The organism is bacterium (genome assembly GCA_026708015.1).
GTDB lineage: Bacteria > Actinomycetota > Acidimicrobiia > Acidimicrobiales > Bin134 > Poriferisocius.
The window spans coordinates 1-14058 of the sequence record JAPOVT010000017.1; the positions used below are offsets into that span (position 1 = coordinate 1).

Here is a 14058-nt window from a genome sequence, read left to right on the forward strand (position 1 = left end):
TGTTCTTGGTCTCCATGTAGAAGTCGAAGCTCCAGTCGCCGCCGTCGCGGCCGATCCCCGAAGCCTTGGTCCCCCCGAACGGGGTGGGGAGATGGCGGACGTTCTGCGAGTTCACCCAGATCATGCCCGCATCCAGCGCCCTGGCCACTCGATGGGCTCGGCCGACATCCCCAGTCCACAAGTAGGCGGCTAGCCCGTAGGGAACGTCGTTGGCAATCTTCACCGCATCGGCCTCGTCGGAGAACGGAATGGCGGTGAGCACCGGGCCGAAGATTTCCTCTTGGGCGATGCGCATGTCAGAGCTGGCACCGGTGAACAGCATTGGCGCCACCCAGTTGCCCTCGGGCGGGGCGTCGGGCCAGCCACGACCCTGGACGACATTGGCTCCCTCAGCAGCGGCTATGTCTGCATAGCTGCACACTTTGTCGAGATGGCGGGGATGGATGAGGGGGCCGATCACCGAACTCGGATCGAGCGGATGACCCACAGGCACCGTGGCCATCTTGTCGGCGATTCGAGAGGTGAACTGGTCGTAGATCGACTCTTGGATCAACACCCGCGACGAGCTCGTACAGCGCTCTCCGTTGAGGCTGTAGATCATGAAGATCACCGCGTCCAGGGCCCGCTCCATCTCGGCGTCGTCGAAAACGATCACCGGATTCTTGCCCCCCAGCTCGAAATGCACCCGCTTGAGGGTGGGCGCCCCCTGAGCCTGGATGAGCGAGCCGGTGGCCGATTCGCCCACAAAGGCGATGGCCTTGATGGCCGGGTGCTCGGTGAGGCTCTTGCCCGCGGTCTCCCCCAGCCCGTGGACGACGTTTAGGACGCCCGGGGGCAGCCCGGCTTCGAGTGCGGCCTCAGCCAGCAGCTGCGCGGTGAGCGGGCTCCACTCAGCGGGCTTGTGCACCACGGTGCAGCCGGCGGCCAGCGCGGGGGCGATCTTCCAAGTCGAGAGCATAAGGGGGGTGTTCCAGGGAGTGATCACACCGACCGGCCCGATGGGATGACGGGTGGTGTAGTTGGCGTGATCAGCCGACGGCAGCGACTTCCCGTCGGCCGCGCCAGGAGCCTGATCGGCAAAGAACCGGAAGTTCTCTGCGCCACGTAGCGCCGCTGAGGACATGAAGCGGATGGCCTGCCCGGTGTCCACACACTCGGTCACCGCGATCTGGTGGGCTCGCTCGACGATCAAGTCGGCAATTCGATGGAGGATCTGTTTGCGCTCGGTGCCCGGGGTTGCGCTCCATGCGCCAAAGGCCTTGTCGGCGGCCCGAGCCGCGGCGTCAATGTCGGCGGCGTTTCCCGAAGCCACGTCGGCGAGGTGCTCGCCGTCGATCGGAGAGGCGTTGGCGAAAGTCTCGCCCGAGTCCGAGAGCGGAGTGTCGGCCCCGATTAGGTGGGGCAGCGGCGCATAGGCAAAGCGGGCCAAGTGCTGGTTAGCCGCCTTGAGGTTCTCTTCAAGCGTGTGGGTAGCAGCGGCCATCAGCTTTGCCCTAGGGCGTCTCGGACCCGGTTGCGGTTGATCCGGAACTCAGGGTTGACCTCGGTGATCTCCATCGACCAGGCGATATGTAAGGAACTGCCCTCGGATTCCAGCTGGGCCTCCGCCGCGTCGAGCACCTGCTCGAGGAAAGAGTGTTTGGCTGCCGCGTCGCGCCCCGGCGCGATCCGACAGTCAATGGCCACGAACCCGAATAGAGGATCGCCAGAAGCGATTCGGTAATGCCGACGCGACACCGCTCGGGTCCGCAGGGCAGCCAACTCTGGAAGCCCATGATCGAGCGCGGCGGTGTGTATCGCGGCAACCAACGCGTCGATGTCGTGGTGCTCGGCCAAATTCTCAGAATGCTCGACAGTGATGTGGGGCAAGAACGGTTCTCCAGGGCCGACATCAGGGATTGTCCCAATCCTAACCAGATGATTAACATGTTCACCATCTCGGCCGTTGCCGGCCGATCACCTCTCTCGAACGGAGTCTGATGACCCGTCTCCTGTCTTATTCGATCAACGACAAGGCCACTTTTGGCGTGATAGGCACCGAAGGGGTTGTCGATCTTGGTCGCCGGATGACCGACGTTGCCGATCTTCAAGAGCTGATCGCCGTCGATCGGATCGACGAGGCCCGATCCCACGCTGGTGACACCGGAGACCACCCCGCGGAGGAGATCACTTTTGAACGGCTCATTCCCTGGCCGGGAAAGATCTTCTGCATCGGCGTGAACTACAGCGGGCGGGCCGCGGAGTACGCCGACCGGACCGATGCCGCCTACCCGTCGGTCTTCGTTCGGTTCCCCGACTCCTTCACCGGACACCAACGTCCGCTGGTCCGCCCCCCGGAAAGCCCGCAACTCGACTACGAAGGGGAGATCGTGGTGGTCATCGGCAAGGACGGCCGGCGAATCCCCCTTTCCGAGGCACGCAATCACATCGCCGGGCTCAGCCTGGGCAACGAGGGCACGATCCGAGATTGGGTACGCCATGCCAAGTTCAACGTCACCCAAGGCAAAAACTGGGAGTCTTCAGGGGCGCTCGGCCCTTGGCTAGTGCCCATCGACGAGATCGGAGATCTCGAATGGCTCCACCTCACCACCAGGGTCAACGGGGAACTGCGCCAAGATGGCACAACCGCCACGATGAAGTACTCCATCGCCTACCAGATCCACTATCTGTCCACCTTTACCACCCTGCGCCCCGGCGATGTGATCTTCACCGGAACCCCGACCGGCGCCGGCGCCCGTTTCGATCCGCCGGTGTGGCTAGAACCCGGTGATGTGGTCGAGGTGTGCGCCCCCGAGATCGGAACGCTGCGCAACACCATCGCCGACGAATTTCCGCCCGGATCGCCCAACGCGGCCTTCAGCTCTCCCCCTCCCCAATGAACCGCCTCTCATCGATGCCCGATCCAACCCCACCCCCTATGCGGGCGTTCTCGGAGTCGCTTCCTATCACGCTGCTTCGGGCCCGGGAAGCCACCATGCGACTGTTCCGACCCATGCTGGCCGACTACGGCCTGACCGAACAGCAGTGGCGAGTACTCCGCGCCTTGATCGCCGCTTCCGAGCCGCTCGAGGTCAGTGAGCTGGCCGAGCGGGCCATCCTGTTGGCCCCCAGCCTGTCCCGGATCTTGGCCAAGCTGGAACACGACGGGCTGATCAATCGTCGCCCCCACCGCTCGGACCAGCGCCGGTCTCTCATCACCCTCAGTTCAGAGGGTGCTGCGTTGGTCAACACCATCGCCCCCGAGTCGGAGCGGCGGTACAACGCCATCGAGGCCGAGTTCGGCTCTGAGCGCCTCAGGCGTCTGCTGGTTGAGCTTCACGACTTGGCGCAACTGGAAGCGACCGTGGATGACGTTGAGAAGGCTGCCTCATGACTAGCTCTGCTCCACTCACCTCCCAGCAGATTGAGGCCGAGGCCGCGCTGCTCGACGAAGCCGAGGCCACCGCCACCCAGGTTCGCCAGACAACCTCGGTCTACCCCGACATGACCATCGACGAGGCCTACCTGGTGCAAGCAGCATGGCTCCAGCGCAAAATCCAACGGGGCGAGCAGTTGGTAGGCCACAAGATAGGGCTCACGTCACGGGCCATGCAGACGGCCATGAACATCACCACCCCCGACTCGGGGTTCTTGACCCGAGACATGGTCTTCAAACCCGACTCCACGATTCGGGCCTCCCGCTTTTGCGATCCCAAACTGGAGATCGAGCTCGCCTTCGTGCTGGCAGCCGATCTCGCCGGGAACAACCTGTCGGTTGAAGAAGTGCTCGACGCCACCGACCACGTGTGCCCTGCGGTCGAGCTCCTTGCCGCCCGCTCCTATCGCACCGACCCCGAAACCGGCCGCACCCGCACTGTGATCGACACCATCTCCGACAACGCCGCCGACGCCGGCATCGTCTGCGGGGCGACCCCCGTGGGCCCCCGGGAGATCGACCTGCGGTGGGTCGGCGCATTGGGCTACCGAAACGACGTCATCGAGGAGACGGGGATCGCTGCTGGCGTGCTCGACCACCCCGCGGCGGGCATCGCCTGGCTGGCCCGCCGCTACACCGAACAAGGTCTCGCCCTCGAAGCCGGCCAGACCATCTTGGCCGGCTCATTCACCCGCCCCATCGACATCCGCCCCGGCGACGAGTTCCGCTTCGACTTCGGCCCGCTCGGCTCGTTCGAGCTGGGCTTCGACTAAAGGCACGCAGAAGGCTCGGCCATGTCTGACGGCGAAAAGCGCAGTTACCACCAGCAGCGCACCGACGTGCCCCCGCCACCGTCAGGCTGTCCCCTCCATGCCACCTGGAGCCCACTCAACCCCGAATATCTCAACGAGCCCTACGCCATCGCCGCTGCGCTCCGAGACGAGCACGGCGTGTTCTACGCCGAGTCCCTCGGCTATCTGGTGGTGACCCGTATGGAGGACATTGAGCGGATCTTCACCGACCACGAGACGTTCGCATCGGTGAACGTGCAGGACCCGGTCTTCCCCCTCGCCCCCGAGGCCCAAGCCATCCTCTCAGCCGAGGACTTCGACCCAGTGGCGGTCATGTCCAACCGCTCCGAGCCCGACCACGGCCGCATCCGGGTGTACACCCGAGCCGGATTCTCCAACAAGCGGATCAAAACTCTTGAGCCCTACATCCGCCGCCGCAGCCACGAGCTCATCGACACCATGCTCGAAGCCGGGCCACCCGCCGAATTCGTCGACGCGTTCGCCTTCCCCCTGCCCGGCGAGACGGTCTTCCGCTTCATCGGCTTCCCCGAAGGCGACGACGAGACCCTCAAGCAGTGGTGCGGCGACCGCAAAGCCTTCTCCTGGGGAAATCCCACACCCGCCGAGCAATCCGAAATCGCCGAGCAGATGCTGGCCTACTGGCGCTACTGCCGCGAATTCACCGCCTCCAAACGGGACAACCGGGGCGACGACTTCGCCTCCGAGCTCATCGACGCCCACGAGGCCAACCCCGGCGACATGTCCTACCGGGAGGTGGAGTCAGTGGTCTACGGCCTGTCGTTTGCCGGCCACGAAGCAGTCACTGCGCTGATCTGCAATTCCCTGCTATGCCTGCTTCCCCGCAGAGATGTCTGGGCCGAGGTCTGCTCCGACCCGTCGCTCATCCCTAACGTCATCGAGGAAGTGCTCCGCTACAACTCCAGCCAGATCTCCTGGCGTCGCATCACCACCCATGACACCGAAATCGGCGGCCATAACGTCCCCGCCGGCACCTCTATCTTCATGAACTTCGCGTCGGCTAACCGCCAAGGCGACATTTGGACCGCCCCCGACGACTTCAACATCCACCGCCACAACGCCAACCGCCACATCTCCTTCGGCAAAGGCGTCCACTACTGCCTGGGGGCCAAGTTCGCGAAATTCGAGACCCAGCTGGTCATCGAAGCGCTGGCTGAGAGGATACCGACGCTGCGCCTAGTGGATGACCAAAGGCTCAACTACTTCCCCAACATCACTTTCCGCGGCCCCACCGAACTCCAAGTGGCATGGGACTGACACGACGATCCCCTGCTCGTCCACGGCTCCAGCTACAACCGCACCGAGAACCTCCGCCGCGCCATCGCCGTCCACTACGCCAGCTCCCACTGCGAAGACATCTGGCACGGTGAGACCAAAACCATCGGCAACTTCGACCCCCGCCTCGACATCCGCCTAGTTAGAGGCCAAGACCCTCACCACTACGCCCATAACCCCGCCACATCAAGCTGAGGGCTTACCCCCGTACGCAGAATTGAACTTTGCCTGAAGCCACGGCCCGGCTTCCACGGTGCCATACCTGGCCGGGTTGGCTGCACTGACGCAGGTTTCGATTGGCGTCACCTCGGTGTGCCAGTTCGGCAGATGGAAGAACGCAATCGCATAGCGGTGTTCGTGCCGTGCCCGCTCGGTTGCAGGGAGAGCCACGCGATGACGAGTAGAGCGCCATCGATCGTTGGTCCATTGCGCGAGGAGGTCGCCAGTGTTGATCACGAAGCAGCCGTCGATTGGCTCGACCGGGACCCAGTGGCCTTCGACGTGTTCAACTTCGAGTCCTCCAGTGCCCTCACCCGGCAACAAGATTGTGAGGGTCCCGTAGTCAGTGTGAACACCTGCTCGCAGCTGTCCCTCCTCCGCGGGCTGGGTGACAGGCGGGTAGTGAATGCCGCGCAGCGCGGCCAGGTGTTGGTCAATCGATGGTTCGAAGTGCATTGTCGGCAGGTGGAGGGCTTCGGCCATCAGTTGAAGGATGCGCCCGGCGAGGTTCTCCATCGCGTCGTAGTACGCCTCCCAGGCCGGACGAAGCATGGCTGGGTGCGACGGCCAGAGTCGATCGTTGCCCCCGAACGCGCCAGTGGGATCAGGGTGGTGTTTGGGGGGTGCCACGTTGAAGGTCTCTTTGAGGTCCGGGGGTGTCGCCTGCCCCAGAGATGCCGCGAGGGTCTCTTGTTGGGGCGGGTGGTAGCCATAGGGATGGTTCGCATCCGTTGGGTGATGCGCAGTCATCTTGACGTCGTGAGATTGACCGAAGAACGCAACGATCTCATTCCAAGCGGTGTCGATCGTGTGGCCGTCGACGCCATGGCCAACAATGGCGAAAAACCCAACGTTCGCTGCGGCGTCATCGATCTGGCGTACGACCGCGTCGCGAGGGCCACTCAGGTCTACGACCGGAATGCTCATCGCCATGGACCCTCCCTCAGCCTCTGGCCAATTATGCCCCGCATTACAGTGTCGGCATCACCCGCTCATCGGTCGCCACCCACATCAGCAACCTCACGGCTCAAGGCAAGGCAAGGGGGCGCGGCAACGTCGTGGCCGACGAGCCCTATGTTGTCGTAATTGGCGGAGCGAACGTCGACATCGAGGGCCGATGCTCCACGCCACCATTGCCAAACGAATCGAATCCTGGTGCCGTCGCGATCTCGGCTGGTGGCGTCGCCCGCAACATCGCCGCGAATCTGGCCTCGACCGGACTCCAAACCCACCTGGTAACCGCCCTCGGAGAGGACGACCACGGCCAACTCATCTACGAACGCACTGCAAAAAGCGGTGTTGATCTCTCGTCGGTGCTGTGGACCTCCCAGCACCCGACGGCCACCTACCTGTCGATCGTTGACGCGAACGGCGAGCCCCTCATGGCCGTCAACGACATGGCCATCACCGCAGTCGTGGACCGCAAAGCCATCGCCGCGCGCACGGAACTCTTGCGCCACGCCCGGGTTGTGGTTGTGGACTGCAACGTCGGTGACGAGGCCCTCGATGAGATCACCAGCCTCTCCCCTACCGTGTTCGTCGACACAACCTCGGTCGCCAAGGCACCCCGGATTCGGCCCTATCTGGATCGCGTCCACACGCTGAAGCCAAACCGCGCTGAGGCGACCGCGCTCACCGGGATCGACATTCACAACACCGAGACAGCTCGCAGAGCTGCGCAGTGGCTCCTTGACGCTGGTGTCGCCACCGTCTACGTGACGCTCGGACCCGACGGTGTCGTCTGGGCCGACCAAGAAGGCTGCGGCGGATTCCTCTCGGCGCCACAGATTCGCGCGCTCAGCACGACCGGCGCCGGTGACGCGTTCACCGCAGCACTCGTTAAGGGATTCTGCGACCTCATCGGCCCCGACAAACTCGTCGAGCTTGCCACCGAGCAAGCCGCAGCCATCGCAAGCGAACTCACCCCCGGCCCCCAGTAGGCCGGAAGTCCCCAGGAGATGAATTGAACTCGCAGCACACAACCCACATCGTGCTCAGCGACGAAGTCGCCGCCGCGGCAGCCAACCAGGAAGCGATCGTTGCTCTCGAGTCCACCATCATCACCCACGGAATGCCCGCACCTGACAACGTCGAGACCGCCCGCCGCGTGGAAGCAGCCGTTCGCGCCAACGGCGCAACCCCAGCCACGATCGCGGTCGTCGACGGCGTCGCCCGCATCGGACTCACTGACGAGGAGCTTGACCGGCTCGGCCAGCCCGGCCCGGAGCTCGTCAAGATCGGCAACCAGAATCTCGCCGCGTCGTTCTACCTTGGTCAAACTGGCGGCACCACCGTCGCAGTAACGATGAAGCTCGCCGCTCTCGCCGGTATCAAGATCTTCGCCACGGGTGGGATCGGCGGCGTCCACCGCGGCGCGCAATTCACCTTTGACATCAGCGGCGACCTCGAAGAGCTCGCCCGCACCCCCGTGGCCGTTGTGTCCGCAGGCTTCAAGTCGATCCTCGATGTCGCCAAGACCACCGAGTACCTAGAGACCCGTGGTGTCCCGATCGTCGGCTACCAGACGACGACGCTCCCGTCCTTCTACAGCATCGACAGTCCCCATGAGGTCAATCTCCAATTGGACAGTCCCGAAGCCATCGGCGGCTACCTTCACACCCACTGGAGCCTTTACCCAGCCTGCGGTGCCGTGATCGCGAACCCCATCCCACAACACGCCGCGATCCCCACCAACCGCATCGAGGCGGCAATCGCCCAAGCGTGCGTTCACGCCGATGCTGAGGGCATCAGCGGCAAAGAACTCACCCCATTCCTACTGCAATGGCTCGTCGATGCAACCGACGGCGAGAGCCTAGAAGCGAACAAAGAGCTGGTGGTCAACAACGCGAAGGTCGCCGCGCTGATCGCCCAGCACCTCACATCGCCATGTGAGTCCCAAAACTAGAAGGGTGGTGCCAACGACCCCACGCGTAACGACTGCAACCCGCCACCAATACAGCAGTACGATGACCAGGCGATGACCGCCCGCAACGTCCCCGAGAAGCCCGCGCTCGAGGGCCTCGAAGCCAAGTGGGACGAAATCTGGGAAGCCAACGGCACGTATAGGTTCGACCGCACCGCGACCCGCGACCAGGTCTATTCCATCGACACCCCGCCCCCCACGGTCAGCGGCAGCCTCCACGTGGGTCACATCTTCAGCTACACCCACACCGACACCCTCGCCCGCTACCGCCGCATGCAAGGCAAGCAGGTGTACTACCCCATGGGCTGGGACGACAACGGCCTGCCCACCGAGCGCCGGGTGCAGAACTACTTCGGCGTGCGCTGCGACCCCTCCCTTCCCTACGACCCCGACTTCCAGCCCCCCGACGACCCCGGCAAAGACCAGCTCCCCATTTCCCGGCGCAATTTCGTCGAGCTGTGCGAACAGCTCACCGCCACCGACGAGCAGGCCTTCGAGGATCTCTGGCGCCGTCTGGGCCTGTCCATTGACTGGACCCTCACTTACGCCACCATCGATGAGCGCAGCCGGCGAGCCTCCCAGCGGGCTTTCCTGCGCAACCTGGCCCGGGGCGAGGCCTACCAAAGCGAGGCCCCCAGCCTTTGGGACGTGACCTTTCGCACCGCGGTGGCCCAAGCCGAATTGGAAGACCGGGAGCGTCCCGGCGCCTACCACCGCCTGGCCTTCAAGCGCCCCGACGGAAGCGACCTGCTGATCGATACCACCCGGCCGGAACTGCTGGCCGCGTGCGTGGCCGTGGTGGCCCACCCCGACGACCAGCGCTACCAGCCCCTATTTGGCCAGACCATCATCACCCCGCTGTTCAAGGCGTCGGTCCCCATGGTGGCCCACGAGCTGGCCGATCCCGAAAAGGGCACCGGCACGGCCATGATCTGCACCTTCGGCGACACCACCGACGTGACTTGGTGGCGGGAGTTGGACCTGCCGGTGCGGGCCATCGTCGACCGAGGCGGCCGCATCGTGGCCGATGCTCCCGACGGCGTCGACCCCGCCCCCTATGCCGAGATCGCCGGGCGCACCATCCACGGCGCCCAGCAGCGCATGGTCGAGCTCCTCACCGAGTCAGGCGAGCTGATCGGCGAGCCCCAGCCCATCACCCACCCGGTGAAGTTCTTCGAGAAGGGCCAGCGCCCCCTCGAGATCGTCACGTCCCGCCAGTGGTATATCCGCAACGGAGGACGCGACCAAACCCTGCGCGACGCCCTCATCCAGCGGGGCCGGGAGCTGAACTGGGTGCCCGAGCACATGCGGGTCCGCTATGAGAACTGGGTGGGCGGATTGAACGGCGACTGGCTCATCAGCCGCCAACGATTCTTCGGCGTTCCCTTCCCAATCTGGTACCCGCTCGATGCCGACGGCCATCCCGACTACCACCACCCCATCGCCGCCGACGAGGCCAGACTCCCCATCGATCCCTCCTCCGACACACCTCCGGGTTACACCGAAGATCAGCGGGACCAGCCCGGCGGCTTTGCCGCCGACCCCGATGTGATGGACACCTGGGCCACCTCCTCCCTCAGCCCCCAGATCGCCTGCTACTGGGAGGACGACCCCGACCTGTTCGAGCGCACCTTTCCCATGGACCTGCGCCCCCAGGCCCACGAGATCATCCGCACCTGGCTGTTCGCCACCGTGACCCGGGCCCACTTCGAACACGACGGGCTGCCGTGGTCCACCGCGGCCATCTCAGGATGGGTGCTCGACCCAGATCGCAAGAAGATGTCCAAGTCGAAGGGCAATGTGGTCACCCCCATGGACACCCTGGAGGCCTTCGGGGCCGACGCGTTGCGCTACTGGGCCTCGTCGGGACGGCCCGGCACCGACACCGCCTTCGAGGAGGGCCAGATGAAGGTGGGCCGGCGCTTGGCGGTGAAGATCCTCAACGCCAGCCGATTCGTGCTGGGCCAAGAGCCCGCCACCAATGCCCAGGCCACCGAGACCCTCGACCGGGCCCTGCTCTCTCACCTGGCCAACCTGATCGACGACGCCACTGTCGCCTTCGACAAGGGCGACTATGCCCGAGCCCTGGAGAGTACCGAGACGTCGTTCTGGTCGTTCACCGACGACTACCTGGAGCTGGTCAAGAACCGGGCCTACGGCGGCCGGGGCGGAGCGGCGGGCGAGTCGGCCCGCTACACCCTGGAGACGGCCCTCACCGCCTACCTCAAGCTGTTCGCCCCGTTCCTTCCCTATGTGACCGAAGAAGTGTGGTCGTGGTGGCAGGAGGGCTCGGTCCACCGCTCCCCCTGGCCCGTCGGGGCCGAACTGCGGGGTGCGGCCGGCGATGTGAACCCCGAGGCCGCGGCAGTGGCGGCCGACGCCCTGCGGGAGATCCGCCGCATCAAGAGCGACGCCAAGGTGCGCCTGGCCACCGCGGTCACCACCGCCACTATCACCGACACCGCCGAGCGGCTGGCCATCTTGGAGCAGGTGGCCGACGACGTCGCCGACGCCGGGCGATGCCAGGAACTGCTCACTGCGGTGGGCTCGGAGCTGTCGGTGACCGCGGAGCTGGAAACCGAGACCGCGGCCTGACGAAGCGACGTGCCGTGCAGCCACGAACTCTCGGGGTACTGGCCGGGGTTCTTGCCTGGTTGGTGACAGGATGCGGGGGTGGAGGCGAGACCACGGTGACGGTGTACGCGGCGGCGTCGCTGGCGGAGGCGTTCGAGGACTTGGCCGACGAGTACGAGGCCGCCAACCCCGACGTCGACGTGAAGCTCAACTTCGCGGGCAGTGCCCGGCTGGCCGCCCAGATCAGCGCCGGCGCCCGGGCCGACGTGTTCGCATCGGCCAACGCCGCCACCATGAGCCGGGTTGAGGCCGAGGGGCGTACTGCCGCACCTCCTGTCTTGTTCGTCCGCAACCGACTGGCATTGGTGGTGCCGGTCGACAATCCCGGCAACGTCACTGAACTGGAAGACCTGTCCGATGACGACTTGGTTTTGGCAGCATGCGCCCCCGAGGTGCCCTGTGGTGCCCTCGCCCGGGCCGTGCTTTCGGACGCCGGGGTAGACGTCGACCCCGACACCGAGGAGACAAGTGTGCGGGCCGTGCTCACCAAGGTGACGCTGGGCGAGGCCGACGCGGGTCTGGTGTATGCCACCGACGTGGCGGCAGGCGGCAGCAAAGTGGCATCCGTGCCCCTAGGCCCCCAAATCAGGTTCAACGACTACCCAGTGGCCGCGGTCAGCGATCGGGCCGTGGCCGCCGATTTCGTGGACTTCGTCCTCGGGCCCGACGGCCAGCGCATCCTCTGGAGCCACGGATTCGATACCCCATGACCGGCCGTGCCACTTCTAAAGAACCGAACCGCCGGCCGTCGATTGCGGTTCTGGTTATGGCCGTCATTGCAGTGGCCATTCTTGCCCTGCCCCTGGTGGGCCTGTTGCAGCGGACTCCGTGGTCGTCGCTGGGCACAACCCTGGGCGAAACCGCCACCTTGGAGGCCCTCCGAGTGTCGGTGGTGGTGTCGCTTCTGGCCGCGGCAGTGTCGGTGGTGCTGGGGCTGCCTCTGGCCTGGGTGCTGGCGCGGCTTTCGTTCCGGGGGCGGGCATTGGTCCGGGCCGTGGTATTGCTGCCCATGGTGCTGCCTCCCGTAGTAGGAGGCATCGCCCTGTTCTTCGCCCTCGGTCGCCGGGGGCTCGTTGGCCGGGCGCTGCACAATTGGTTCGGCCTGGACACCCTCATCGGCACCACCGCGGGCGCGGTGATCGCCGCCGCTTTCGTGTCGATGCCGTTCTTCGTGATCACCGCCGAGGCCGGCCTGCGCCAACTCGACTCCCGCCTGGAGTCGGCGGCGGCCACCTTGGGCGCCCGCCGCTGGACCGTTTTTCGTCGGATCACCCTGCCGCTGCTGGCCCCGTCGCTGGCCGCAGGGGCCACTCTGTCGTGGGCCCGGGCTCTGGGCGAGTTCGGGGCCACCATTACCTTCGCCGGCAACCACCCGGGGCGCACCCGCACGCTGCCTCTGGCCATCGCCCAGGCCAACGAGGCCGGACAGCCCGAGGCAGCTATTGCCATGTCGGTGCTGCTGATCGGGGTGTCGCTGCTCGTGCTCATCGGCCTGCGCCACCGCTGGATCGCCCCCCGCACCCGCCAACCCGATGACTCCACAAAGACGTCTCCGTCATGAGCATCCAAGCCGAAATCCACGCCGCCACCGGAGGCTTCACCATCCAAGCCGTGTTCGACGCCCCCCAAGGAAGCTGCACCGCCATCGTCGGTCCCAACGGTGCAGGCAAGACCACCCTCATCCATGTGCTGGCCGGGCTGATCCCCTTGCAACAGGGCAAGATCGCGCTGGCTGGTCAAGTGGTCGACAATCCTGCTCAAGGCATCTGGGTGCCCTCCGACCGCCGCCCCATCGCCTTGCACAGCCAGCACAACCTGCTGTTTCCCCACCTCAGCGTGGTGGACAATGTGGCGTTCGGCCCTCGGTGCTCGGGTATGGCCACCCGACCGGCCCGCCAGCTAGCAGAGGGGTGGCTCCAAAAACTGGGGCTGGCCGACTTGGCCCACCTGCGTCCCGCCCAGCTCTCCGGCGGTCAGGCCCAGCGGGTGGGTTTGGCTCGGGCGGCAGCCTGCCAGCCCGACGTGCTGCTGCTCGACGAATCCCTGGCCTCCCTCGACGCCGAGACCCGCACCGACGTTCGCCACCTGTTGGCCGACATTCCCGCCACCCGAGTGCTGATCACTCACGACCCGGTGGAGACCCGGGTGCTGGCCGACCAACTCCTCGTCATGGAGCAGGGACAGATTGTGCAAGCCGGCACCCCCGAGGAGGTGACTGCCGACCCCCGAACTCCGTGGACTGCCGGACTCTTAGACATCAACCTGCTCACCGGGCATGCCGCCGGCACCCAAGTGGCCCTTGACTGCGGGCTCGCCCTCACCACGGCCACGCCCATGACCGGACCAGTACTGGTCACCTTCTCCCCCGCCGCCGTCACTCTGTCAACGGCCCAGCCCCACACCAGCGCCCGCAACACCTGGCAGGCCGAGGTGGCCCGTATCCAGCCCGAGAGCGACCGCGTACGGGTGCTGTTAGGGGCACCGGCGCCCTGCCACGTATGGGTCACGCCCCAAGCCGCCAAAGAACTCGGCCTGAGCGCCGGGTCGAGGTGCTGGGCCGCCCTCAAAGCCACCGAATTGACCGTTCGAGAGGCCTAATCCGCGCGCGCGGACGCGCGCGCCAAAGAGCCTTCTGGAGCACCCTGAGAAATTCCTTGAGCGCGAAACCCCTGGTCAGAGCGTCGCGCTAAAGAAGTTCATTGATGAAGTTTCCCCTTTGTAATTACACTTTGAGAACTTCGCGCTTGCAGCATCCAAGCCTC

The 14058-nt window shown here is 65.4% G+C and carries 13 protein-coding genes; 10 read left to right on the plus strand and 3 right to left on the minus strand.

The window, feature by feature from the left end; translation table 11 throughout:
• Positions 1-1483: 5-carboxymethyl-2-hydroxymuconate semialdehyde dehydrogenase (gene hpaE / locus OXG30_03410; protein MCY4133948.1), on the minus strand; the 1483-nt coding region annotated here is incomplete at its 3' end.
• A complete protein-coding gene (locus tag OXG30_03415) occupies positions 1483-1869 on the minus strand; it encodes a 5-carboxymethyl-2-hydroxymuconate Delta-isomerase (GenBank protein ID MCY4133949.1) in 387 nt (128 codons plus the stop codon). The genes OXG30_03415 and hpaE, both read right to left, overlap by 1 nt.
• A 110-nt stretch (positions 1870-1979) precedes the next feature.
• Between OXG30_03415 and OXG30_03420 the strand changes: the two genes are divergently transcribed.
• Genes OXG30_03420 through OXG30_03435 form a run of 4 tightly spaced genes read left to right on the plus strand, consistent with a single transcriptional unit; the run spans position 1980 to position 5502 of the window.
• Positions 1980-2879: a fumarylacetoacetate hydrolase family protein gene (locus OXG30_03420; protein MCY4133950.1), complete on the plus strand. Its 900-nt coding sequence runs from the start codon at positions 1980-1982 to the stop codon at positions 2877-2879.
• Positions 2880-2893: 14 nt separating this feature from the next.
• Positions 2894-3373 carry a homoprotocatechuate degradation operon regulator HpaR gene (hpaR, locus tag OXG30_03425; GenBank protein MCY4133951.1) on the plus strand — a complete coding sequence of 160 codons (480 nt, stop codon included), beginning with the start codon at positions 2894-2896 and terminating at the stop codon, positions 3371-3373.
• Positions 3370-4188, plus strand: coding sequence for a 2-oxo-hepta-3-ene-1,7-dioic acid hydratase (hpaH, locus tag OXG30_03430; protein ID MCY4133952.1), 819 nt, complete (start codon positions 3370-3372; stop codon positions 4186-4188). The genes hpaR and hpaH overlap by 4 nt, the downstream gene beginning before the upstream one ends.
• A 21-nt stretch (positions 4189-4209) precedes the next feature.
• Positions 4210-5502: a cytochrome P450 gene (locus tag OXG30_03435; protein ID MCY4133953.1), complete on the plus strand. Its 1293-nt coding sequence runs from the start codon at positions 4210-4212 to the stop codon at positions 5500-5502.
• Between the two features lie 204 nt (positions 5503-5706).
• On the opposite strand, the gene OXG30_03440 is transcribed toward OXG30_03435, so the two are convergent.
• Positions 5707-6666 (minus strand): isopenicillin N synthase family oxygenase, encoded by a 960-nt coding sequence (locus OXG30_03440; protein ID MCY4133954.1) that lies wholly within the window; start codon positions 6664-6666, stop codon positions 5707-5709.
• A 131-nt stretch (positions 6667-6797) separates the two neighbouring features.
• Here OXG30_03440 and OXG30_03445 point away from each other — a divergent pair, with 131 nt between their 5' ends.
• The 6 genes from OXG30_03445 (at position 6798) to OXG30_03470 (ending at position 13894) form a co-directional block, all read left to right on the plus strand.
• Positions 6798-7679, plus strand: coding sequence for a carbohydrate kinase family protein (locus OXG30_03445; GenBank protein ID MCY4133955.1), 882 nt, complete (start codon positions 6798-6800; stop codon positions 7677-7679).
• Between the two features lie 47 nt (positions 7680-7726).
• Positions 7727-8644, plus strand: a complete 918-nt coding sequence (locus tag OXG30_03450) for a pseudouridine-5'-phosphate glycosidase (GenBank protein MCY4133956.1) — start codon at positions 7727-7729, stop codon at positions 8642-8644.
• Between the two features lie 72 nt (positions 8645-8716).
• Positions 8717-11257 carry a valine--tRNA ligase gene (gene valS, locus OXG30_03455; protein MCY4133957.1) on the plus strand — a complete coding sequence of 847 codons (2541 nt, stop codon included), beginning with the start codon at positions 8717-8719 and terminating at the stop codon, positions 11255-11257.
• Positions 11258-11271: 14 nt separating this feature from the next.
• Positions 11272-12006, plus strand: coding sequence for a molybdate ABC transporter substrate-binding protein (gene modA / locus OXG30_03460; GenBank protein ID MCY4133958.1), 735 nt, complete (start codon positions 11272-11274; stop codon positions 12004-12006).
• The gene (gene modB / locus OXG30_03465) at positions 12003-12857 is read left to right on the plus strand and encodes a molybdate ABC transporter permease subunit (GenBank protein ID MCY4133959.1); all 855 of its coding nucleotides are present in this window, start codon (positions 12003-12005) and stop codon (positions 12855-12857) included. The genes modA and modB overlap by 4 nt, the downstream gene beginning before the upstream one ends.
• Positions 12854-13894, plus strand: a complete 1041-nt coding sequence (locus OXG30_03470) for an ABC transporter ATP-binding protein (protein MCY4133960.1) — start codon at positions 12854-12856, stop codon at positions 13892-13894. Before modB ends, OXG30_03470 begins: the two co-directional genes overlap by 4 nt.
• Positions 13895-14058 lie beyond the last annotated feature (164 nt).